Origin of the sequence: Colwellia maritima (assembly GCF_022669015.1) — a bacterium.
Classification (GTDB): domain Bacteria; phylum Pseudomonadota; class Gammaproteobacteria; order Enterobacterales; family Alteromonadaceae; genus Colwellia; species Colwellia maritima.
The window spans coordinates 1997052-2017576 of record NZ_JAKKSL010000001.1; the positions used below are offsets into that span (position 1 = coordinate 1997052).

The 20525-nt window shown below is 36.3% G+C and carries 18 protein-coding genes and 4 pseudogenes; 4 read left to right on the plus strand and 18 right to left on the minus strand.

Annotated features, from left to right (window positions below; genetic code table 11):
* Positions 1 to 87 precede the first annotated feature (87 nt).
* The 3 genes and pseudogenes from L3081_RS09785 to speA form a co-directional block, all read right to left on the minus strand.
* Positions 88 to 1210 (minus strand): annotated as a pseudogene (locus tag L3081_RS09785) (pyridoxal-phosphate-dependent aminotransferase family protein).
* A gap of 771 nt (positions 1211 to 1981) precedes the next feature.
* Positions 1982 to 2902, minus strand: coding sequence for an agmatinase (gene speB / locus L3081_RS09790; protein WP_242285339.1), 921 nt, complete (start codon positions 2900 to 2902; stop codon positions 1982 to 1984).
* Positions 2902 to 4816 (minus strand): annotated as a pseudogene (gene speA / locus L3081_RS09795) (biosynthetic arginine decarboxylase). Before speA ends, speB begins: the two are co-directional and overlap by 1 nt.
* Before the next feature lie 379 nt (positions 4817 to 5195).
* Here speA and L3081_RS09800 point away from each other — a divergent pair.
* Positions 5196 to 6056, plus strand: a complete 861-nt coding sequence (locus tag L3081_RS09800; RefSeq protein WP_242285341.1) for a mechanosensitive ion channel family protein — start codon at positions 5196 to 5198, stop codon at positions 6054 to 6056.
* Here the strand turns inward: L3081_RS09800 and L3081_RS09805 are convergent.
* From L3081_RS09805 to rimK, 4 genes and pseudogenes are all read right to left on the minus strand, one after another.
* Positions 6053 to 6922 carry a mechanosensitive ion channel family protein gene (locus L3081_RS09805; protein WP_242285731.1) on the minus strand — a complete coding sequence of 290 codons (870 nt, stop codon included), beginning with the start codon at positions 6920 to 6922 and terminating at the stop codon, positions 6053 to 6055. The two genes, L3081_RS09800 and L3081_RS09805, sit on opposite strands and share 4 nt — an antisense overlap.
* 45 nt (positions 6923 to 6967) lie before the next feature.
* Positions 6968 to 7396: an ATP-dependent zinc protease family protein gene (locus tag L3081_RS09810; protein WP_242285344.1), complete on the minus strand. Its 429-nt coding sequence runs from the start codon at positions 7394 to 7396 to the stop codon at positions 6968 to 6970.
* A 12-nt stretch (positions 7397 to 7408) separates the two neighbouring features.
* Positions 7409 to 8431: pseudogene (locus L3081_RS09815) on the minus strand (succinylglutamate desuccinylase/aspartoacylase family protein).
* An 11-nt stretch (positions 8432 to 8442) separates the two neighbouring features.
* On the minus strand, positions 8443 to 9348 hold the full coding sequence (rimK, locus tag L3081_RS09820) for a 30S ribosomal protein S6--L-glutamate ligase (protein WP_242285348.1): 906 nt from the start codon (positions 9346 to 9348) through the stop codon (positions 8443 to 8445).
* Positions 9349 to 9495: 147 nt separating this feature from the next.
* On the opposite strand from rimK, the gene L3081_RS09825 reads away from it, so the two are divergent.
* Positions 9496 to 9852, plus strand: a complete 357-nt coding sequence (locus L3081_RS09825) for a LysR family transcriptional regulator (RefSeq protein WP_242285351.1) — start codon at positions 9496 to 9498, stop codon at positions 9850 to 9852.
* Positions 9853 to 9930: 78 nt separating this feature from the next.
* Entirely contained in the window at positions 9931 to 10344 is a 414-nt protein-coding gene (locus L3081_RS09830; protein ID WP_242285354.1) for a hypothetical protein, read from the plus strand.
* A gap of 86 nt (positions 10345 to 10430) precedes the next feature.
* Here L3081_RS09830 and L3081_RS09835 read toward each other — a convergent pair whose 3' ends face one another.
* From L3081_RS09835 to L3081_RS09850, 4 genes are all read right to left on the minus strand, one after another.
* Positions 10431 to 10679 carry a hypothetical protein gene (locus tag L3081_RS09835; RefSeq protein ID WP_242285358.1) on the minus strand — a complete coding sequence of 83 codons (249 nt, stop codon included), beginning with the start codon at positions 10677 to 10679 and terminating at the stop codon, positions 10431 to 10433.
* A 37-nt stretch (positions 10680 to 10716) separates the two neighbouring features.
* On the minus strand, positions 10717 to 10917 hold the full coding sequence (locus L3081_RS09840; protein WP_242285361.1) for a hypothetical protein: 201 nt from the start codon (positions 10915 to 10917) through the stop codon (positions 10717 to 10719).
* Positions 10918 to 11241: 324 nt separating this feature from the next.
* Entirely contained in the window at positions 11242 to 12213 is a 972-nt protein-coding gene (locus L3081_RS09845) for a zinc transporter ZntB (RefSeq protein ID WP_242285364.1), read from the minus strand.
* A gap of 82 nt (positions 12214 to 12295) precedes the next feature.
* The gene (locus tag L3081_RS09850) at positions 12296 to 13642 is read right to left on the minus strand and encodes a magnesium transporter (protein ID WP_242285367.1); all 1347 of its coding nucleotides are present in this window, start codon (positions 13640 to 13642) and stop codon (positions 12296 to 12298) included.
* Between the two features lie 132 nt (positions 13643 to 13774).
* Here L3081_RS09850 and L3081_RS09855 point away from each other — a divergent pair, with 132 nt between their 5' ends.
* Entirely contained in the window at positions 13775 to 14260 is a 486-nt protein-coding gene (locus L3081_RS09855; RefSeq protein ID WP_242285370.1) for a DUF1353 domain-containing protein, read from the plus strand.
* A gap of 51 nt (positions 14261 to 14311) precedes the next feature.
* Here L3081_RS09855 and hisA read toward each other — a convergent pair whose 3' ends face one another.
* The 7 genes and pseudogenes from hisA to hisG all read right to left on the minus strand — a co-directional run bounded on the left by hisA (position 14312) and on the right by hisG (position 20255).
* Positions 14312 to 15061, minus strand: a complete 750-nt coding sequence (hisA, locus tag L3081_RS09860) for a 1-(5-phosphoribosyl)-5-[(5-phosphoribosylamino)methylideneamino]imidazole-4-carboxamide isomerase (protein ID WP_242285372.1) — start codon at positions 15059 to 15061, stop codon at positions 14312 to 14314.
* Positions 15058 to 15729, minus strand: a complete 672-nt coding sequence (gene hisH / locus L3081_RS09865; protein WP_242285391.1) for an imidazole glycerol phosphate synthase subunit HisH — start codon at positions 15727 to 15729, stop codon at positions 15058 to 15060. Before hisH ends, hisA begins: the two co-directional genes overlap by 4 nt.
* A complete protein-coding gene (gene hisB, locus L3081_RS09870; protein WP_242285394.1) occupies positions 15729 to 16814 on the minus strand; it encodes a bifunctional histidinol-phosphatase/imidazoleglycerol-phosphate dehydratase HisB in 1086 nt (361 codons plus the stop codon). Before hisB ends, hisH begins: the two co-directional genes overlap by 1 nt.
* Positions 16811 to 17029, minus strand: a complete 219-nt coding sequence (locus L3081_RS28190; protein ID WP_338027216.1) for a hypothetical protein — start codon at positions 17027 to 17029, stop codon at positions 16811 to 16813. The genes hisB and L3081_RS28190 overlap by 4 nt, the downstream gene beginning before the upstream one ends.
* On the minus strand, positions 17010 to 17888 hold the full coding sequence (locus L3081_RS09875) for an aminotransferase class I/II-fold pyridoxal phosphate-dependent enzyme (RefSeq protein WP_338027218.1): 879 nt from the start codon (positions 17886 to 17888) through the stop codon (positions 17010 to 17012). The genes L3081_RS28190 and L3081_RS09875 overlap by 20 nt, the downstream gene beginning before the upstream one ends.
* A 1-nt stretch (position 17889) precedes the next feature.
* Positions 17890 to 19196 (minus strand): annotated as a pseudogene (gene hisD / locus L3081_RS09880) (histidinol dehydrogenase).
* 156 nt (positions 19197 to 19352) lie between these two features.
* Positions 19353 to 20255: an ATP phosphoribosyltransferase gene (gene hisG / locus L3081_RS09885; protein WP_242285396.1), complete on the minus strand. Its 903-nt coding sequence runs from the start codon at positions 20253 to 20255 to the stop codon at positions 19353 to 19355.
* Positions 20256 to 20525 lie beyond the last annotated feature (270 nt).

The window sequence follows — 20525 nt, forward strand, 5'->3', positions numbered from 1 at the left end:
GTTATTTGATCATAAATGGCTGTTTGTTGCTTTCATTAATGGCAATTTAATTTCACAATGTGGAATTTATTTTGAGAAGTTTCTGGCTTATTGTTTTAACGCATCTTCAAGAGCAGCTAAACATAAAGCGACATTTTCACTTCTTGCAGCATAACCCATAAGACCAATACGCCATGCTTTACCGGCTAAATCACCTAAACCTGAACCAATTTCAAGGTTATAATGGTTGAGTAAGTAGCTTCTTACTTTTACATCATCTATGCCTTCTGGAATATAGATAGCGTTTAGTTGTGGTAAGCGCTCTTCTTTTGGCACAATAAACTCAATACCAAGCTTTTCTAAACCTTTGGCCAATGTTTCGTGTTGAGATTGATGGCGAGCCCAAGCGTTTTCTAAGCCTTCATTTTGCAGTTGTACTAATGACTCATGCAAGCTGTAAAGTGAATTGACAGGGGCAGTATGGTGATAACTTCGTTTACCTTCACCAGACCAGTAACTCATGACAAGTGATTGATCTAAAAACCAACTTTGAATTAAAGATTTACGATTTTTAACAATATTTACGGCTTTCTCACTAAAAGATAATGGTGATAATCCTGGCACGCAAGATAAACATTTTTGTGAGCCAGAATAAATAGCGTCAATACCCCATTCGTCAACTCTAAGCTCTATACCGCCCAGTGATGTTACCGCATCAACAATTGATAAGCAGTCGTGTTGCTGAGCCAGTTTACAGAGTGCTTTGGCGTCAGATACAGCGCCAGTTGACGTTTCAGCATGAACAAATGCTAAAAATTTTGCGTCGGGATTTGCCTTTAATGCTTGCTCTACCTTGTCTACTTCTACGGCACGTCCCCAAGGAGAGTCAACGATGATGGCTTCTCCACCAACACGAGTGACATTTTGTACCATACGATCGCCAAAGACACCATTACGACAAACAATGACTTGATCTCCCGGTTCAACTAGGTTGACAAAACAGGCTTCCATACCAAAGAGAGCCGGGGGCTGAAAGTGCGATTGTAAATTCATTTTTTGTTTGAAAAGCATACTGAAGCAGCGCTTTTGTTTCATCCATCATACCAATGAATAATGGGTCTAAATGGCCTATTACTGGTCTTGATAACGCGGACAAAACTTCAGGACTAATATCTGAGGGTCCTGGACCCATTAATATTCTACGAGGAGGATTAAATGATTTAATGTTCATGATATTTTGCCTTTCTTTAATTAATGATATTGGAGATTTTTTTTAGTTAAACAATACTTGTTATTAGAGTCAAGCTGCTAGCTAGGGGAGGCATGTTGATTTGATTTTAAAAAAAAGACGTAACAATAAATGTATTGATTTTTTGTATTGTATTTGTTAATCATTTTTTATTTCATAGCCAAAAGTTTTAGAGTGGAAAGTTATGCCGAATAAGATAGTAGGAGCTAATAGAAAATAGCATAGTGAGGTGTTGCTAGGGGACAACGTGATGTGAGGTTAATTGAGTTTATCTTGTCTTTTTTAAATTTATATTGTTCTTGTTGATGAGTTTAATCAAAAAAAATGATTAAACATAACAAATTATTGCGCTTGCTTGTTAGTGTTATCTGCATACAATTACGCACATATATTGGCTTTAATTATTAAGAAAATGAAACAAAAAAATGAAAGGGGTGTGGATGAGCTTGTTTTTATATTTTTGCTCTTATGTTTATTTATCGCTTCATTACTGATGACGTAAATATATACAAGGTAAAATAAAAACGTTAAAGCTGAGTCATTTATAGATTTTTATAAATGACTCACTCTTATTGAAAGTCAATAATACCAATCTCACTAACTATGTGATCATTTCTACTTGCCAAAATCACCCTTTACTTCGTAATTTATTTAATCATTAGAACAAAACGTTATTGAAATAAATGCCCTGTATTTGGCCATTTTTTCTACGTATAAAATAGATCACTTAATTAATGAAACGGGTATAAGGTTTTATTTGCGTTTAACAGCCCACAAATGTAATAGTTCTAATCCGATAGTTGCTGCAGCTAAAGCAGTTAATTCACTGTGATCATACGCAGGTGCCACTTCTACAACATCCATACCGACAATATTAATCCCTTGCAGCGCTCGCAATATTTTTAACACTTTATCAGTTGTTAACCCACCACATACTGGCGTACCAGTTCCTGGTGCAAATGCCGGATCTAAGCAATCAATATCGAATGTTAAATAAACGGGCAAGTCGTCGATAGTGTCTTTAATCGTTTGAACAATTACATCAACGGATAAATCGTTGGCTTGCATGGCGTTTATCACAGTAAAACCATGATTTTCGCTTTGATAATTAGTGCGAATTCCCACTTGTATGGATTTGTTTTTATCGATTAAACCTTCATTTGGTGCATGAAAAAACATGGTTCCATGATCATAGCGACTACCATTATTGTAGGTATCGGTATGGGCATCAAAATGAACAAGCGCCATTTTACCAAACTTTTTAGCGTGTGAGCGTAACAAGGGGAGTGTAACAAAATGGTCACCACCGAATGAAAGCATGGCCTTATTGCTGTTTAGGATTTGATCTGCCGCTTGTTCAACATATTGTGTAAATTCTTGTGCATCACCCGTAGCATAAATTAAATCACCCGCATCAATGATACTGATTTTTTTAAGTAAATTAAAAGGCCAAGGAAAGCGTGCGCCTTCCCAAGCCAGATGCACAGACGCTTGACGAATAGCGGTAGGACCACTGCGTGCACCAGAACGTCCAGAAGTCGCCATATCAAACGGTAAGCCTAATATCACCACGTCAGCATCGTGCTTTATCGGGTTTGTCACTAACGGGCAACGCATAAACGTCATCGCGTTTGAGTAAATAGAGTTATCTATTTGATTGAAGATATCCATCATTAAAAATCTTCCAAATAAGTGTAACCTGATAAACCTGTGACTAATTCTTCAAAAATTGATTCGCGCTCTTCTTCGGGTATTTTATTATTGACGAGCTCAGCGTAGGTCTGTTTAAATACTTGCGCATCTAAATGCACATAGCTCAACATGTCTTCAACGGTATCGCCTTCGTTAATTTCTGATATTTCCACTTCACCATTATCATTCATTGTAACAACAGCACTATGTGTATCACCAAATAAGTTATGCATATCGCCTAAAATTTCTTGATAAGCTCCCACTAAAAAGAAGCCCATCAAATAGGGTTCATCTTCACTCCATCTTTGGTACAGGTAGCGTGGTTTCAATACCTTGCCCGTCAACATAGCTATCAATTGCACCGTCAGAATCACAAGTGATGTCTAATAAAACGGCACGTTTTTGATGTGATTTTTGCAAATTATTTAAAGGTAATACTGGAAATACTTGGTCGATACCCCAGGAATCAGGTAATGATTGGAAAAGGGAAAAGTTTACAAAAAACTTATCGGCTAATTTTTCAGTTAAACCATCAATAATAGGGCGATGAAAACGGTTTTTATTGTCCATTAATTCGTTTAATTCATAACAAACGCGCATATTGACTTGCTCAGCCCATGCTCGTTCAGTTAAATCTAAAAGACCCATTGCAAATTGATTATGCACTTCACTAATATCACTTTGTGTATCGTGATAAATTTCAATTAAGGCGCGATCATCCGTACGCTCATTTAATTGCATCCAAGAGCGCCACATATTATGCAGCAATAATGATGCCTCCTCAGAAGGTGGCTCTATATCTTCAAGCTCGTACGATTCTGCGCCAATAACGTTTGAAATCAGTACGGCGTGATGTGCAGTTAATGCTCTACCAGATTCTGAAATGATCATTGGCATGTGTTCGTCATACATTTTGCAAGTATCGCCGATAGCATGCACTATGTTGTTGGCATATTCCGCTAAACTGTAGTTCATTGAATTATGTGATTGGCTACGAGTACCATCATAATCGATGGCTAAACCGCCGCCTACATCCATACATTCAAGACCTGCACCTAACTTACGTAATTCACAATAAAAGCGTGCTGCTTCACTAACACCTATACGCACATCACGAATATTAGCCATTTGTGAGCCTAAATGGAAATGCACTAATTGCAGTGTTGATAATTTATCGTGTTCTTTAAGAACTTTTATCACTTTTAATACTTGTGATGCAGATAAGCCAAATTTAGATTTTTCACCGCCACTGGCTTGCCATTTGCCTTTACCTTGTGAGGCCAAACGAACACGCAAACCTAAACTAGGTTCTACATTTAAGTTTTTTGCTTCGGCTAGAATCATTTCTAATTCAGACATTTTCTCTAAAACAATATGTACTTTATGACCTAGTTTTCGACCGATTAATGCTAAACGCACATATTCTCGGTCTTTATAGCCATTACATACAATAACTGACGTTGCTTTTTGCGCTAACGCTAATACGGCCAAAAGCTCAGCTTTACTACCTGCTTCTAAACCAAGTTGTTTATGTTCTTTATTGGTTTGGCTCGCTAAAATTTCATCAACGACCTCACGTTGTTGGTTAACTTTAATAGGGTAAACTAACAAGTATTCTTCAGGGTAATTATAATCAGAAATGGCTTGGTTAAACGCTTCACACAAACTGTGAACACGGTGGTGAATAATTTGTGGAAAGCGTATTAATGCCGGTAGCGTAAGACCTTTTGCCTCGATCATTTGAGCTATACTACTTAAATCAACAGTTTGTTCTTGGTTTTCTGCTTTAGGCGCCACAAAAACATTTCAAGCATCATTAATGCCGAAATACCCTTGACTCCAATGACGCACGTTATAAGAAGCACGAACGTGTTCGAGAGAAGTAGTTTTATCCATTGGTTTTCCTTTTGAATATGTAATAGCACAATAGCTTATTAATATAGATTATACGCATTTATTATTTAAAGCTGAAATTGAATAATATGGTTGGTACCATAAAAAAAAATGATTAAACCAAGGTTATACTTTTTATTATTTTTGAGGGTATACCGTGTTATTTTTTGAATAAACAAATCAAAGATTTTTATCTCGTGTTGATTGGTTAATAAAAGTAAACAAAGAAGAAGTGTTGATGGGTTTGTATTTATATTTTTGTTATGATGCGCAATTATTCATGGGGAGTTATTTATATTGTGGCGTTGTATCGTCAACTCTCGTGATTCATACCAACTAAACTAAACTAAACAAAAGAATATAAGGCAAACTAAATATTACTATGGACTGGCTTGATACCGCGTTTAATTCCATTAAGTTAACTGAGTTTTCAACGTTAATTTTTCAGAATAAATTTATTGTGACTTTAGCACTTGTTTTTATTTTTGTTATCGCTAAGCAAATTTTGATAAAAATGATAAAACGTAAATCTAAAAGCGATAAAAGAATACGTATAAATATGGTTAATAATATATTCACCTTATCGTTAATTGTCGCGCTTTTTAATATTTGGTCATATGAAATTCAAAAGTTCGCTTTTTCGATTGCGGCTTTTATTGTTGCTATTGTGTTGGCTACAAGAGAGTTTATTCAATGTTTTATTGGTTTTGTTTATTTATTATCCAGTAGGCCCTTTCGCATTGGTGATTGGATACAAGTAGGGAATTATTTTGGTGAAGTGCATTCAACTGATTGGGCAAAATTAACTTTACTAGAAGTGGGTCAAGATGATTATGAATACACGGGAAAAACCTTGTATTTGCCTAATAGCCAATTAATTACTTCAGTGATAAAAAATCTTAACTTTTTAAAGCGATACGCCATGCATCACTTTACTATTATAAGAGATGATAGTGTTAACCCGTTTGAATTTATTGAACAGCTCAATGAAAAAGCCAATAAATATTGTGATGACTTTAAAGATGTCGCTATTCGTTATAATCAACTTATTGAAAATAGGTTAGAAATAAATATAACGGGTCCTGAGCCTCATATTCAAATCGCCACATCAGATGTTGGTGATACCCAAGTGTTTTTTACGATTTTTTGCCCAACAGAGAGAGCACTTGAGATAGAGCAAAAATTAACGCGTGATTTTATGTCATTGTGGTTTGAACATAAAAAATTAATTGTAAAAAGTTAGTGTTGTTCTGGCGTATTTAACGTGATTGAACCATCAAGGTGAATGTCGCGTTGTGGGAATGCGACGACAATATCATGTTCTTCGAATAACTCAGCTAGACGAAATCGAATATTACTCCTTGTTATTCTTAGGCCACCTTCAACGGTTGATTTAATCCAGAAACTTACGTGAAAAATAAGGGCATTATCACCGAAATCTTCAAATGAAACTTGAGGCTTAGGATCAGCTAACGTTTCTTTTTGATCTACAGTTGCTTGCATTATTAACGCAGCTACTTTTTTTATTGGCGAGCCATAAGCTACACCTACTATGACAGAGCCTCGAACTAATTGATCTACCAGTGTCCAGTTTACAACAGTATTTTCAAGTAATTTACTGTTGGGAATTAATAGGTGTACGCCATCTACTCGCCTGATTCGTGTGGAACGTGTGTTAATTTCTTCCACTGTGCCTTTCGCATTTTCAACTTCTAAAAAGTCGCCAATTCTAATTGGACGTTCCCACATTAATATCCGACCGCTAATAAAATTATTGATAATATTTTGTGCACCAAAGCCGAAACCTATGGCAATAGCGCCGGATAAAAAAGCAAAAGCGGTGATAGGAACATTGATTAGATCTAAAGTAGTAATAATCAATATTGTGATGGCAATAATATAAAATATGCGTTGCAATAAATGAATAATATTAGGATCTGTTTTTTGCGTGGTTAAACGTTTTGTTATACTTTTTACAATCCATTTTGTTAAAAAGAAGCCTATCACCAGTAAAAAAGGAATTAGGAGAATATCACCAATCGTAATAGGCTGATCTTCAATAGAGGTAACTGATATATTTAAAAAGGCTACAATTTGCTCAAAGGTCATCATTTATTTCTCTCTTGTCGAGCTTATTGATTTAGCAAGTTAAATTTATGAATTTACAAAGACTTTAGAAGGATCAACCAAAAACTTTTTACCCAAGGCTTCTCTTCCAAGAAGCATTAAATAATTCATGTCAGATCGATCCGTTAATGTTATTTCTATCATCCAGGTTTCTTTTCCTAAAACTGCGGTTGTTTCGATAACGTAACGTTGTTCAGAAGTACCATTAGAGGATTTTATTTTCCTAATATCACTAATGGGAGCAGTACAACTGAGAATACTATTAACATTATGAACATCAGGATGGATATCAAACTTAACGCATTTCTTGCCATTTTTGACTATTTTAGTGAGGTTATCAACATGCAATGAAGATGTTTTTGCACCCGTATCAACTCTGACTTGTAAGTCGTCAATTGCTAGATCCGGTAAAGCGATTGATTCTAAACGACCTATGATTGTTTTATTCTTATTCATATAAAGCCTTAATTAATTTAGATTATTATCTCTTGGTAATAATAATTCTTGCACTGATTCAATTTGCTCAGCAATGTCTTCATCATCTTCACTAAAGTAGGCTATGTGAAACATTGCTTCACCTTCTTGTACCGGAATATTTTGTTTTCCAATTAAAATACCAGAACGAGTGGCTTTCACAGCGTCAATGATTTCACCGTAAGGACTGCCTATTTCAGCGAGTACTTGACCTTTGACAATCTGATCACCCAAGTTGACAATATTATGTACAATACCACTCGCATTTGCTCTAACCCATTGACTTCCATTAGCAATGAAAGGCGCCATTTTTTTCTTTTTTGAAGTCGATTTTCTTGTCATGCCTAAATGCTGTAATACATTCAATATACCTTTCATACCAAAGACGAATTGAAAACTCGTCAAAACGTAAGGCTTCTCCCGCTTCATATAACAATATTTTTGTTTCATTTTTAACGGCAGATTCACGCAAAGAGCCATCCACTAACGTTGAGTTCAATAAAACAGGTACACCAAATACTTCTGCTAGCTCTTTCGTTTCAGCATCAGACATGTCTGCTCTAATTTGTGGTAAATTTGAGCGGTGAATAGCGCCAGTATGTAAATCTATACCGTAATCACAATGCTTTACTATTTCATTAAGAAAAATATAAGCGACCCTACCACCAAGGAGCCTTTCGCAGAACCTGGAAAACAACGGTTAAGATCGCGACGATCAGGCATATAACGACTTTGATTTACTACACCATATACATTTACCATTGGTACAGCAATGACGGTACCTCGGGTAATTTTAAATTTTTGTTGTTTGATCAGACGACGTATAATTTCAATGCCATTTAATTCATCACCATGAACTGCCGCACTAACAAAGATAGTAGGTCCTGGTTTTTTTGACCGAATAATATGCACGGGTAGAGAGACATTCGCATCGGTGTATAGCTTGGCTACGGGCAAGTTAATTTTTCGATGTTCGCCGGGTAAGATGGTAAATTCACCTATTGTTAATTTTTCCATAATGTTCTTTATTAACCTTTGCCACGTGTTTTAGTGTTATTTGGTTTGGCATTTTTTTCCAAAAATTCGAATACCATACCTGCAATGTTTTTGCCTGTGGCTTTTTCAATGCCTTCTAAACCGGGAGAGGAGTTAACTTCCATAACCATGGGGCCACTTTGAGAACGAAGTAAATCTACACCGCACATATTTAATCCCATTGCTTTTGCTGCATTAATAGCTGTTTCTCGCTCTTCTTTAGATAATTTAACTACTTCTGCTGAGCCTCCACGATGTAAATTAGAGCGAAATTCACCTTCTGCGCCTTGACGTTTCATAGCGGCAACGACTTTGCCACCAATAACTAAACAACGAATATCAGCGCCGCCGCCTTCTTTTACAAACTCTTGTACTAATATGTTAGCCTGAAGACCCATAAAAGCCTCTATGATTGCTTCTGCCGATTTGGCCGTTTCGGCTAACACAACACCAATACCTTGTGTACCTTCTAACAACTTAATAACAACAGGTGCGCCACCAACATTTTTAATTAAATCTTTTGTGTTATCAGGCTTATTTGCAAAACCAGTACGAGGTAAGCCGATACCTTTACGTGATAATAGTTGTAATGAACGTAATTTATCACGTGAGCGACTAATAGCGACTGACTCATTAATATTAAAGGTACCCATCATTTCAAATTGTCTAGCGACCGCCGTACCATAAAAAGTTACTGATGCACCAATTCTAGGGATAATGGCATCATATTTTGGTAATTCTTCACCATGATAACGTACTGCTGAACGACTACTGGTAATATCCATATAGCAATGTAACGTGTCAATTACATCAACTTCATGGCCTAAGGCTTCGCCTGCTTCTTTTAAGCGTCGTGTGGAATACAGTTTTGAGTTTCTTGATAATATAGCTATTTTCATAATATAAACCTTTTTTAATCACTTTTTCTTATTAAAAAGTGATGTCATAATTATAGCGCAGTGTATAGTTATAGCTGTAAATTACAAAGTTGTATATTTTTATGAGTTTAATCAAAAAAATGATTGTAGGCGAGTGTTGGAAAGTAGATGAAAATTGAATTATTAAAAACATTTCTTGAAGTCAGCAGGACTTTACATTTTAGGATTGCATCAGAAAATTTATTTATTACACAATCTGCTGTCAGTGCTCGAATAAAGTTATTAGAAGAAGATTTAGGGGTTCTGCTGTTTGATCGTAGCCAAAAGCATTTAAAACTTACTCCTGAAGGGAACCGGTTAATTAAGCACGCCAATGAATTGTTATTTATGTGGCAAAAAACTAAACAAGATGTTGGCATTGCAGAAAGTGATTCTCACCAACTTGTGATCGGTTCTATGATGTCCATATGGGATATAGTTTTACAGGATTGGTTGAAAAAATTCACCGCAATATGGATGATGTGAGCTTATTGACAAATACCTACTCGCCAATTGAATTACGAAAAAGTGTGTTAAGTCGTGTTATTGATATTGCTTTTTTATTTGAGCCTCCTTTTTGTTGAAGATCTTATTACCGAGAAAGTGGCGACTGTACCTCTGCATTTGGTAACGACAGAGCCTAGCGCTTGTAACGATATTACGTTATTAGATAATTATATTATGGTGGATTATGGTGATGCAATTAATGCACAGTATCGGCGTGATTTTCAAATGGCTGCTCCGGCCAAACACTATATGAGTCAACCACGGATCGCACTAAACTTTTTATTAGATCTTGGCGGTAGTGCTTATCTACCACGACAGATGACGTTTGAATACATTGAAAAGAAAAAACTATATATTGTTGATGAAGCGCCTGTATATTCAAGAGAAATATTTGCAGCTTACTTAGCTAAAAGCCAAAAAGTGAGTGTTATTGAGCAAACGATCCAATTATTTCCTTACGTTACACTATAAAATAAACTCAAATTAAATAGCTCACTTTGATCTTGTGGCAAAATCTATGTCAAATGGGCTAGATAATTTGAGTCGATTAATTATCGTTATGCTTTTGGTGGAAGCGTACTAATTGGTTTATAGTAACTTGCTTCTAACTCTTCATTTACGCATTGCAATAAATAAGTGTTTAATTGCTGCGCTTCAACTTCTTCTTGCGTTGCATATTCGCTACAATCAGCTACCAAGCTAAGTAAATAACTTTTAGGCGCATCTTCCAAAACTGGTTTTTCTTCTTCGCTGTAACTCATATTGCTAAACAAAACTAACAGTGTAAAAGCTAATGTTTTTTTCATAATTATTCTCTAAAATTTAATGTAAATTGAATAACGATTAGTTATCCCAGTAGTCGCTAAATGAATTTAGCTCTTTTTCTATCGTTCTTTTTTCATGCAAAGAGTCGAGTTTTTGCCTAGTGTGATACTTTTGCTTTGCTTTCTTTTTAATGTTTTTTCGAATCATTTCTTTGTTTGTAGTGCCATAGGCTATTTCAAAACCTGCTATACCAGAACTGAAAAGTAAATTTTCATCCATATCAATATCAATATCAGTGTCAATGCCACCTCAGCCTCAGAGTCTTCATATGTATTAATGTTCATTGCCTTACCTTATAAAAAACTAGAATTGAATTTTCATCAGATAATGTACTCATCAATATCAATTGAAAAGCGAAATATTTTTGTTTTTTTAATCAAATTATTTGATTAAACACTCGCTAAATATAAATTATGGAATGAGAAGGTGTCTTCAAAGCAGCTAAAAATGGGTGAATTTAGGCTGTATTGCTTTAATGATTGTTTGACAGGTTGATGCTCGGTGTAGTTCTCGTTACTATGTTTGAATGGCGTTAAGTTGTGGTTAAAACCATTTTTTCTTTTTGAAAAGCCAAACTTGCAACATGACAACGGCTATTAGTATCAGGATGAAAATACCAAAAGCGTTATTGTTGTCTGAGCCAGGGATACCACCAACATTGATGCCTAAAAGACCGGTTAGAAATCCTAAAGGCAGAAAGACTGCTGCAACAACGGATAAGACAAACATTCTGTTATTCATTTGATCATTTAGCTTGTGGTTTAACTCTTCTTGGCAAACAATTGCTCGGTCTTTTATTGAATCAAGTTCTTCGATATACCGGGTTAAATGGTCTGAAGTTTCTCTTAATAGTATTTTTTCTTCATTGGTGAAAAGCGTGATTTTATCACTAAATAGTTGTGACATTGCTTCTCTTTGCGGTGATAAATAGCGCCTCAAAGAGATTATTTGTCTACGTAAATCTGAAAGTTCGTTACGTAAATCGTTATTACTCGTTGTTAAAATATTTTCCTCAATATCCGACACGCTTTCTTCTATTTCAAAAATAGTTTGCCCCATTCGGGTGATTAAATTATCAGTGAGTATCGTGATAAAGTCTGCGGGTGTTTTGGGTCCTTCATCATTATCAAAATCAGCGGCAATTTCTTTGGTTGAGAGAAGCGTACGAAATCGAGTACTAATAATTTGATCTTTAGCGAACCAAAGACGAATAGAAACCATGTCATGAGGGTCGCTGTTGGGAGCTAAATTAACCCCCCTAAGCGACATCAGCACACCACCATTAAGTGGTGTGGCTCTTGGGCGAGTTTCTTCATTGAGTAGGGCAGTAATAACAACAGGGTTTAGTTGGCTTTCATGTGTTAGCCATTGTTTAGTTGTCTCTTGCGTATAATCAAAATGAAGCCAAAAAGGTTGGCTTTTGTCGAGCGAACGAAGAGATTTTATTTTATTATCTTGATTTTTTTGACCATGTTCATTGAAATAATAACCATAAATAAATTCTGAATGACCCATAACTACCTCGATAATAATATTTTTCTACATAATTTTTCTGCAGTAATAATCTTTTACAGTAATATTTTGTATAATGGAATTTTTATAGTAACAGTAATGTCCCGCAACCTAAAAAAGCGATAAAGCCAAAAATGTCAGTAACAGTAGTTAAAATAACGGCTCCTGACAGGGCCGGATCGATATTAAATTTATTTAATAGCCATGGTACCCATACACCAGATAACGAAGCAATAAGAATATTTCCTAAAATAGCAATACAAATTGTGACTGAAAGCAGTGGGTTTGCAAACCAATAAAAAGTAATAATGCCAATCACTGTTGCCCATAAAATACCGTTAATAGCACCTACTTTTAGCTCTTTTTTTACGATAGCTTGTCTATTTGCGTCGGTGATTTGCCCTAAGGCTAAACCTCTAATGATTAAGGTTAAGGTCTGGCTACCTGAAATTCCCCCCATTGACGCAACTACAGGCATCAGTACGGCTAGTGCGACCACTTGTTGAAGTGTTTCTTCAAATAAACCGATAAACCAAGACGCTAAAAAAGCGGTAAGTAAATTAATCCCTAACCAAATAGCGCGGTTTTTACTACTTAGCCAAACACTTGAGAATAAATCTTCTTCGTCACTTAAACCTGCAGACTGAAATAGTTGGTTATCTTTTAATTGCTCTTTGTATTGATATGCCGAGTCTAAGTCTAACCGGCCTGTTAGGCAGCCATTTTCATCGATAATAGGTAAAGCTGATTTACCTGATAAAATAACGGCATCAGCGGCTTCCTCTATGTCTTTTGTTGCTTCTAAATATTGTACTTCTTGATAAATAACGTCAGTTAGCAGTGTTTCGTCATTAAGTGTTAATAAACGATTGATCGCTATTTCACCCAGTAATTTAGATTCAGTGTCGATGATGTATATTACTTCGCTTAAGGGGGCTCTATTCTTTGCACAGATTTTTTTTGCAGCAGATACTTTTAACTTTTCTGGTATTTTATTCTCATCAAAACTTTGCCAATGCCCTGCCTCTGATTCTGAATAATCTTGCGCTTTTTTGAAATGACTTCTTTGCTTAACCGTCATTTGAGAAATAGCATACTCAATAAAACGATCGCTCAAGTGTTCTGTTAGTTCAAGTAAGCTATTAGCATCTAACTTATCAAATAAGGGGAGACAGCTGTCGTCATCCATCGAATCTAATAACATTTGTCTAGATTCATTCTTCATTTCTAAGAATATATTTTGCTGATACTCACTGCTCAGCTGTTGCCAAATAATTAGGCGTGATTTGAGCGGAAAGGCTTCAAGCAGTATTGCCATATGCTCAGGTAATAAATTATGTTCAATTTCTGAAATGAGTTCATTCACTGGAAGATCAGCGGCAAGTAGTTCGTCTACTTTTTCAATATATTGAGGCAATAACTCTAAAGACATTTAAATTCCTAAAAGGTCGGTATTTAACAAATTATTTTGATGAGACCCTACAAAATTTTGCGTTTTAAAATGTGACAGCGTTGACTATAAAATAGCACTATTTGCGTTAATAAAATATTATACCTTATGGAAATGCCAAAATTGCAGCCCTTTGCAATAAAAACACAACGTTTTTCGTTTTATTCTAAGTTATGGCGTTTACTTTTTAGAAAGCGCCAATGGCAAATTGTTGAAGATTGGCATTATAAGTTACCGAATAAAAGAATAATTATTATTCCTAAAGGGTTTGTGTTTGATGGTAGCTCGTATCCTGCGTTGGTGTGGTTATTTTTCTCACCAACGGGATTATTGCTCATTCCTGTTATATTGCATGAATTTTGCTTTACGTATAATTATTTATGGGTGAAACAAAATGGACATGTTTTTAAATATAAAAAGGGTGATGGATTTTTTAAATGGTCGGCATTAATTCGTAATGTAGGTATAGAACGTAACGAATTATTGTTAATTGATTATTTTATGTGGTTGATTTGTATTAGTTTTGGTTGGGTTAATTGGATTGTTTTTCAACGGAAAAAACTAGATGAAATTGTGCCATCTACGATAAAACCACGATAATCTTAGTAAGATGCTGATAGTCATTTTTATTCACTATCAGCATAGAGTACATTATTGAAAATTATTTTGTACTAGGCCGCAAGCTATTGCTTCTTCAAGCGTGAACTTTCCTTCTAACAGAGAACGTCCTAAAATAACGCCGCTAACGCCTGTACCAATCAAGGCTTTAATGTCATCTAAACAACCAATACCGCCAGAGGCTTGCCATTGAATACTTGGGTACTTTTGACAAAGCTCAATGTACAGATCAACATTTGAGCCTGAAAGCGTTCCGTCTTTTGAGATGTCAGTGCATAAAATATGTTTTATGCCTGCTTCAATGTATGCGTCAAGTAGGTCTTCTAGATTAACACCACTGTCTTCAATCCAACCATGGGTAGGTAGGGTTTTATTACCTTGTTCGTCAATTTTAATATCGAGCGCTAAAACAATTTTTTCACCACCATAAGATTTTAGCCATTCAATCACTAACTCTGGTTGTTTAATAGCAAGAGAGCCAATTACTACTCGTGTTGCACCCAATTCAAGGAGTTGTTTCACATCTTCTTCACAGCGAATACCGCCACCAACTTGAGTGATCATGGTTTCATGATTCACTACCGTTTTAAGTGTAGATAATTGACGTTTAGTACTGTCTTTTGCCCCATCTAAGTCAACAAAATGCATAACAGTAGCACCCGATGCTGCATAAGCTTGTTGACGTTCTTGTACTGTGTATTGGTAATTGGTTTTTTGTGCATAATCGCCTTGAAAAAGACGAACAACTTCACCACCAATTAAATCAATTGCAGGGATCATCATAAGTTGCTTAACTCCGGTTTTATTAGTGTAGCGTCGAGCTCTAAAAAGTTTTTAATAATTCTACTACCTAAATCACTTGAGCGTTCAGGATGAAATTGGCAACCTATAAAATTATCTTTACCTATAATAGCTGAAAATTCAGTACCATATACACAGCTTGCTAAAGTGTATTTGCTAATAGGGGCGGCAAAACTATGAACAAAATAAAAATAATCACCAACATTTATGCCGCCTAAAACAGGGTGTTCTGATACTTTTGTTAACGTATTCCGGCCCATGTGTGGTAGGCGATTAGCTTGGGCATCAAGTGGTGTAACTTTAGTTGGAATTAACCCTAAGCAATCAACTGCTTGCTCATTACCGCCTTCAGTGGATGATTCTGTCATTAATTGCATGCCTAAACAAAATCCTAATACGGGTTGTGTTAATTCTTGTAAAGGTTTTACTAATCCCTTTTCAATTATATTTTTCATGGCATGTTTAGCACTACCAACACCGGGAAGAATAACTTTATCAGCGGCTTTAATTAATGCTATATCGTCTGTGATAGTTACGTTGAAACCTAAGCGTTCAACGGCGAATTTTACAGAAGATAAGTTAGCACAACCTGTATCAACAATGACATTTTTGCTAGTGTAACTATTTTTATTTACAGGAATTTCAGTCATTATAACGTTCCTTTTGAACTAGGTAATTCATCACCTTCAACTTTGATGGCCTGGCCTAATGCACGACCAAAAACTTTAAATAAGCTTTCAACTTGGTGATGACAATTACCTTTGCTAGTTGATAGGTGCAATGTAATTAACATAGAATCAGCAAGTGAACGGAAAAAGTGTGGGACCATCTGTGTAGACATAGTGCCAACATTTTCTGAGGTGAATTCGGCATCAAATTCAAGCCAAGGTCGACCAGATAAGTCAATTGCACATTCAGCACGACATTCATCCATGGGGAGTACAAAACCAAAACGGCCAATACCGCGTTTGTCACCCAACGCTTCTTTTAATGCTTGTCCTAATGCTAGGGCTGTATCTTCAACACTGTGATGTTCATCGATATGATAATCACCACTGACATGGCACTGCAAATTGAAACCGCCGTGAGTGGCTATTTGATCTAGCATATGATCGAAAAAGCCTAAACCGGTATCAATGCTACTACCACCTTTTTTGTCTAAATTGACTGAAACCGTAATATCTGTTTCTTTCGTTGTTCTTACCACCGTTGCGGTACGTGGGTTTTCAGTAGCGGCAAGTATTTGCTCACTGACTTGTGCCCAGTTTAGGCTGTCACGATTATATTTTATTCCAACAATGCCCATGTTAGCCGCTAATCCCATGTCTGTTTCTCGATCACCGATCACATAGGAATTAGTAAAATCAACTCGACCTTGTTGTAAATAGTCACTGACTAAACCCAGTTTTGGTTTACGACAATTACAATTGTCTTTTTCAAAGTGAGGGCATAATAAAACATCTTGAAAATCAATGCCTTGTGATGAAAATATTGCCATCATTTTATTGTGGGGTAGATCAAAATCGGCTTGTGGGAAACTACTTGTTCCCAAACCATCTTGATTAGAAACCATAACCAATACAAATCCTTTAGCTTGTAATTTTAATAGTTCAGGAATAACGTTTGGTTCAAAGACTAATTTTTCTAGTGTATCAAGTTGTTTATCGATTGCAGGCTCTTCAACTAAGGTACCATCACGGTCGATAAATAATATTTTTTGTTGTTTTTTGCTCATGACAATACTTCTTTAAGTTGGGTTATTTCTTGCTCACTACCAATACTAATACGTAAACAATTTTCTAGTTGTTGTTGCTTAGATTGGTCACGGATTAAAATGTTTTTACTCACTAATAAGTTAAAAATGCGAGTTTTTTCATTTTCATTAATACAACGGAATAAAACAAAATTAGCATCACTTGCGTATACTTGACTACACCAGACTTTGCTCACTAAGCCAAATAGATATACTTGTTTTTATTTTGTTACACTCGCGCACCCGTTGAGTCATTTGTTGTATGCCAGTGTTTAGTGTTTGGCTAGCAATTTCTGCAACAGGAGCTGAGATAGGGTAAGGTGCAATGACTTTACTTAATAGCGTAATAATATCAGTATTTGCTAGTGTAAAGCCACATCTTAGTCCGGCAAGAGCGAAGGCTTTTGATAACGTTCTTAGTACAATGACATTATCATATTCTTTTAATAAAGCCGTTTTGGTTTGTTCAGGCGAAAATTCAATATAAGCTTCATCTATAACAACAATGGCAGAGTCTTTAAATAACTCAATTGCTTTGATTATTTGCTCTTTTGGCAATAGGTTACCAGTAGGGTTGCCTGGAGAGCATAAAAATACCACTTTTACTTTACCTACTTGATGTTGTAGGCCTTCGAGATCAAGTATGTTATCTATCAACGGAACGGTAACGACACTTGCACCATGATTTTCTGCGCTTATAGCATACATACCATAAGTAGGGGGGCAGATTAAAATACTATCTTGGTAAGCACGGCAAAAGCTACGAATTATCAGTTCTATGCCTTCATCTGCACCGCGGGTAGCTAATATCTGAGTGCGCTCAAGACCACAATAATGACTGTAAGCATTTAGTAGGCTATCGGGCTGAAAATCAGGGTAACGGTTAATGTTTTGGCTACTTACTTGATATTCACCTTTTCCCGGCGCTTCGTTGGCATTGAGCCATGTTTTGTTATTAGCTTGTGCTGCATCACCACTAGCAAATAATCGTCTAGCAGACTGATAGGGCACCATTTCAACGAGCTCTGCCCGTGCTAATTTGTTTGCTATCGACATTTTATTTACCTGCTTCTAAGCGAATAGTAACGGCTCTTTGGTGGGCATCTAATCCCTCAGCATCTGTTAATTCAATAATGCATTCTGCAAGGTTTTCTAAACCAGTTCTGGTAATTTCTTGTACGGTATACCGACGAGAAAAATCGGCTAAGGATAAGCTTGAAATTACTTTGGAATAACCATAGGTTGGCAAAACATGGTTAGTTCCGCTAGCGTAATCCCCAGCTGACTCTGGTGTGTATGCACCTACAAAGATAGAACCAAAGCATTACGTAAATTGCTTAATAATTCTTGCGGTGTTTCAGTTTGAATAATTAAATGCTCAGGACCATACAAATTTGATACTTCAACGGCTTGTGCCATATCTTTAGTCAAAATGAGTCGAGATTGTTTTAATGCTTGGTTCGCAATGCTCTCTCTAGTTAATAATACCACTTGCTTTTCAAGTTCAAGGGCAACTTCGTCTATCAATTTTTTACTGTCAGTTAACAAAATTACTTGGCTATCAGCGCCGTGTTCGGCTTGTGATAATAAATCAGCAGCAATAAATGCAGCGTTTGCTTGTTCATCGCCAATTACCAGTACTTCTGAAGGCCCGGCAGGCATATCTATAGTAAAACCTGCTACTTGTTGAGATAATTGTTTTTTTGCTTCGGTTACATAACGGTTGCCAGGACCGAATACTTTATTAACCGCAGGGATACTTTCTGTGCCATAAGCAAGAGCAGCAATAGCTTGTGCACCACCAATAGTATAAATTTCAGTGATTTCACAAAGTGAAGCAGCCACTAATACCTCATTGGCCAACTGACCATTTTTATCAGGAGGGCAAACTAATGCAGTGCGTTTGCAACCTGCAAGTTGTGCCGGTACACCTAACATTAATACTGTAGAAGGTAATGGCGCACTGCCAACCGGAATATATAAACCAACACTCTCAATTGACTCCGTTTTTAAGGTACAACGAACACCTGGGCAAGTTTCAACAAAAACATCTTTTGGTGTTTGGGCACTATGAAAACGTTTTATTTGTTCATAAGCCGTGTTTATTGCTTTTAAACGTTTGTCTGTTAATGCTAATTTTGCCTGTTCTACTTGTTCAGGGGTGACTCTTAACGTTGATAAGGCAATACCATCAAATTGCTCTGTTAACGAAAACAACGCTTTATCACCTTGCTTTTGTACCTGGGATAAAATATTAGCGACTTGTGTTGATAATAAGGCATTATCCGCAATGGCAGGGCGGGCAAGCGCATCTTTTTGTTGTTGTGTTGTTATTGTTTGCCAATCGATTATTTGGGTATTCATAATTTTCTCTATTTTTACAATTAATTACTCAGATCCGCTAAAAAAAATTGGCATTTCAGTAAAGCTGTCAAGTTGTTTGTTACCACCTATTCGTCTTTTACGTAATGGTAACAAACCTCAAGGAAAATACCGCTGAATTGTCAATTATAACGCGGACTAGCCCATCATTTTTTCTATTGGCATAACGAGTATGGAGTTACAGCCAAGCGCTTTTAGTTTTTCCATGGTTTCCCAAAAGAATGTTTCAGTCGCAACAACGTGAACAGCAACTAAGTCTTCTCTGCCTGCTAGTGGTAAAATAGTTGGTGTTTCTTTGCCTGGCATTAAAGCGCTTACTTCACTAATTTTATCCTTGGGTGCATGTAGCATAATGTACTTGCTTTCTTTTGCTTTCATTACACCTTGAATACGTGGAAGTAAGGTATTTAAAATATCTTGTTTTTCATCCCCTAACGGTTCTGCTCGTTGAATAAGTGACGCTTTAGAACGAAATACTTCAGCGACCTCTTTTAAACCATTAGCTTCAAGTGTGGCACCTGTTGATACTAAATCACAAATACCATCGGCTAAACCAACTCTAGGGGCAACTTCAACAGAGCCTTTTAATAAGCAAAACTCAACGTTGATACCGTTTTCTTTTGCAAAACGTTTTAATAGTTGAGGGTAGGTTGTCGCGAAACGCAAGCCATCAAGACAAGCTAAACCTGTGTATTCAAACTCTTCAGGCATTGCTATTGAGAAACGACATTCACCAAAATTTAAGGGCGTTGTTTTAATATAATCATTTTTGCTGCCAATCAATGCTCGTGATAATTCTTCTTCTTCAAGTGTGTTGTCGCCAACAATACCTAAATCACAAACACCATCCATTACTAAGCCCGGAATATCGCTACTACGCACGCGCATAATGTCGATAGGTAAGTTACTTACGTGGGCAAGTAAGCGGCGGTCAGTAACATTGAGTTTTAATCCACAACGTTTTAAAAGTGCTTGAGTGTCGTCACTAAGTCGTCCTGATTTTTGCATTGCTATGCGTAAACGTGGCGCTGATATTGTCATGTGTTTAATTCCTATTGATAAGTTTTTAATGCTAAAAATATGTATATACAATTTTCAGGGGCTTAAAATGCGAAAAACCCCCGGAAGATTTAAGGCTCTTTCGGGGGTTCATAAATATAGTGCTTAAGTTTAACTCCACGAAAAGGCCATTACCCATCGCGGTGCTTTTAATTAAAATAAGTAATAAAAGACCTGAACGGGTATGTCCATATGATGGTGATGTCGGCTATTCAGGTTAAAAGTCATAATATGTTAAACTCAATTTAATCA

Bases quoted from the DNA above. Each gene is read 5' to 3' on its own strand.
- speB (WP_242285339.1), bottom strand. From the start codon at position 2,902: ATGATGGATATCTTCAATCAAATAGATAACTCTATTTACTCAAACGCG.
- L3081_RS09800 (WP_242285341.1), top strand. From the start codon at position 5,196: ATGGACTGGCTTGATACCGCGTTTAATTCCATTAAGTTAACTGAGTTT.
- L3081_RS09805 (WP_242285731.1), bottom strand. From the start codon at position 6,922: ATGACCTTTGAGCAAATTGTAGCCTTTTTAAATATATCAGTTACCTCT.
- L3081_RS09810 (WP_242285344.1), bottom strand. From the start codon at position 7,396: ATGAATAAGAATAAAACAATCATAGGTCGTTTAGAATCAATCGCTTTA.
- rimK (WP_242285348.1), bottom strand. From the start codon at position 9,348: ATGAAAATAGCTATATTATCAAGAAACTCAAAACTGTATTCCACACGA.
- L3081_RS09825 (WP_242285351.1), top strand. From the start codon at position 9,496: ATGAAAATTGAATTATTAAAAACATTTCTTGAAGTCAGCAGGACTTTA.
- L3081_RS09835 (WP_242285358.1), bottom strand. From the start codon at position 10,679: ATGAAAAAAACATTAGCTTTTACACTGTTAGTTTTGTTTAGCAATATG.
- L3081_RS09840 (WP_242285361.1), bottom strand. From the start codon at position 10,917: ATGGATGAAAATTTACTTTTCAGTTCTGGTATAGCAGGTTTTGAAATA.
- L3081_RS09845 (WP_242285364.1), bottom strand. From the start codon at position 12,213: ATGGGTCATTCAGAATTTATTTATGGTTATTATTTCAATGAACATGGT.
- L3081_RS09850 (WP_242285367.1), bottom strand. From the start codon at position 13,642: ATGTCTTTAGAGTTATTGCCTCAATATATTGAAAAAGTAGACGAACTA.
- L3081_RS09855 (WP_242285370.1), top strand. From the start codon at position 13,775: ATGCCAAAATTGCAGCCCTTTGCAATAAAAACACAACGTTTTTCGTTT.
- hisA (WP_242285372.1), bottom strand. From the start codon at position 15,061: ATGATGATCCCTGCAATTGATTTAATTGGTGGTGAAGTTGTTCGTCTT.
- hisH (WP_242285391.1), bottom strand. From the start codon at position 15,729: ATGACTGAAATTCCTGTAAATAAAAATAGTTACACTAGCAAAAATGTC.
- hisB (WP_242285394.1), bottom strand. From the start codon at position 16,814: ATGAGCAAAAAACAACAAAAAATATTATTTATCGACCGTGATGGTACC.
- L3081_RS09875 (WP_338027218.1), bottom strand. From the start codon at position 17,888: ATGTCGATAGCAAACAAATTAGCACGGGCAGAGCTCGTTGAAATGGTG.
- hisG (WP_242285396.1), bottom strand. From the start codon at position 20,255: ATGACAATATCAGCGCCACGTTTACGCATAGCAATGCAAAAATCAGGA.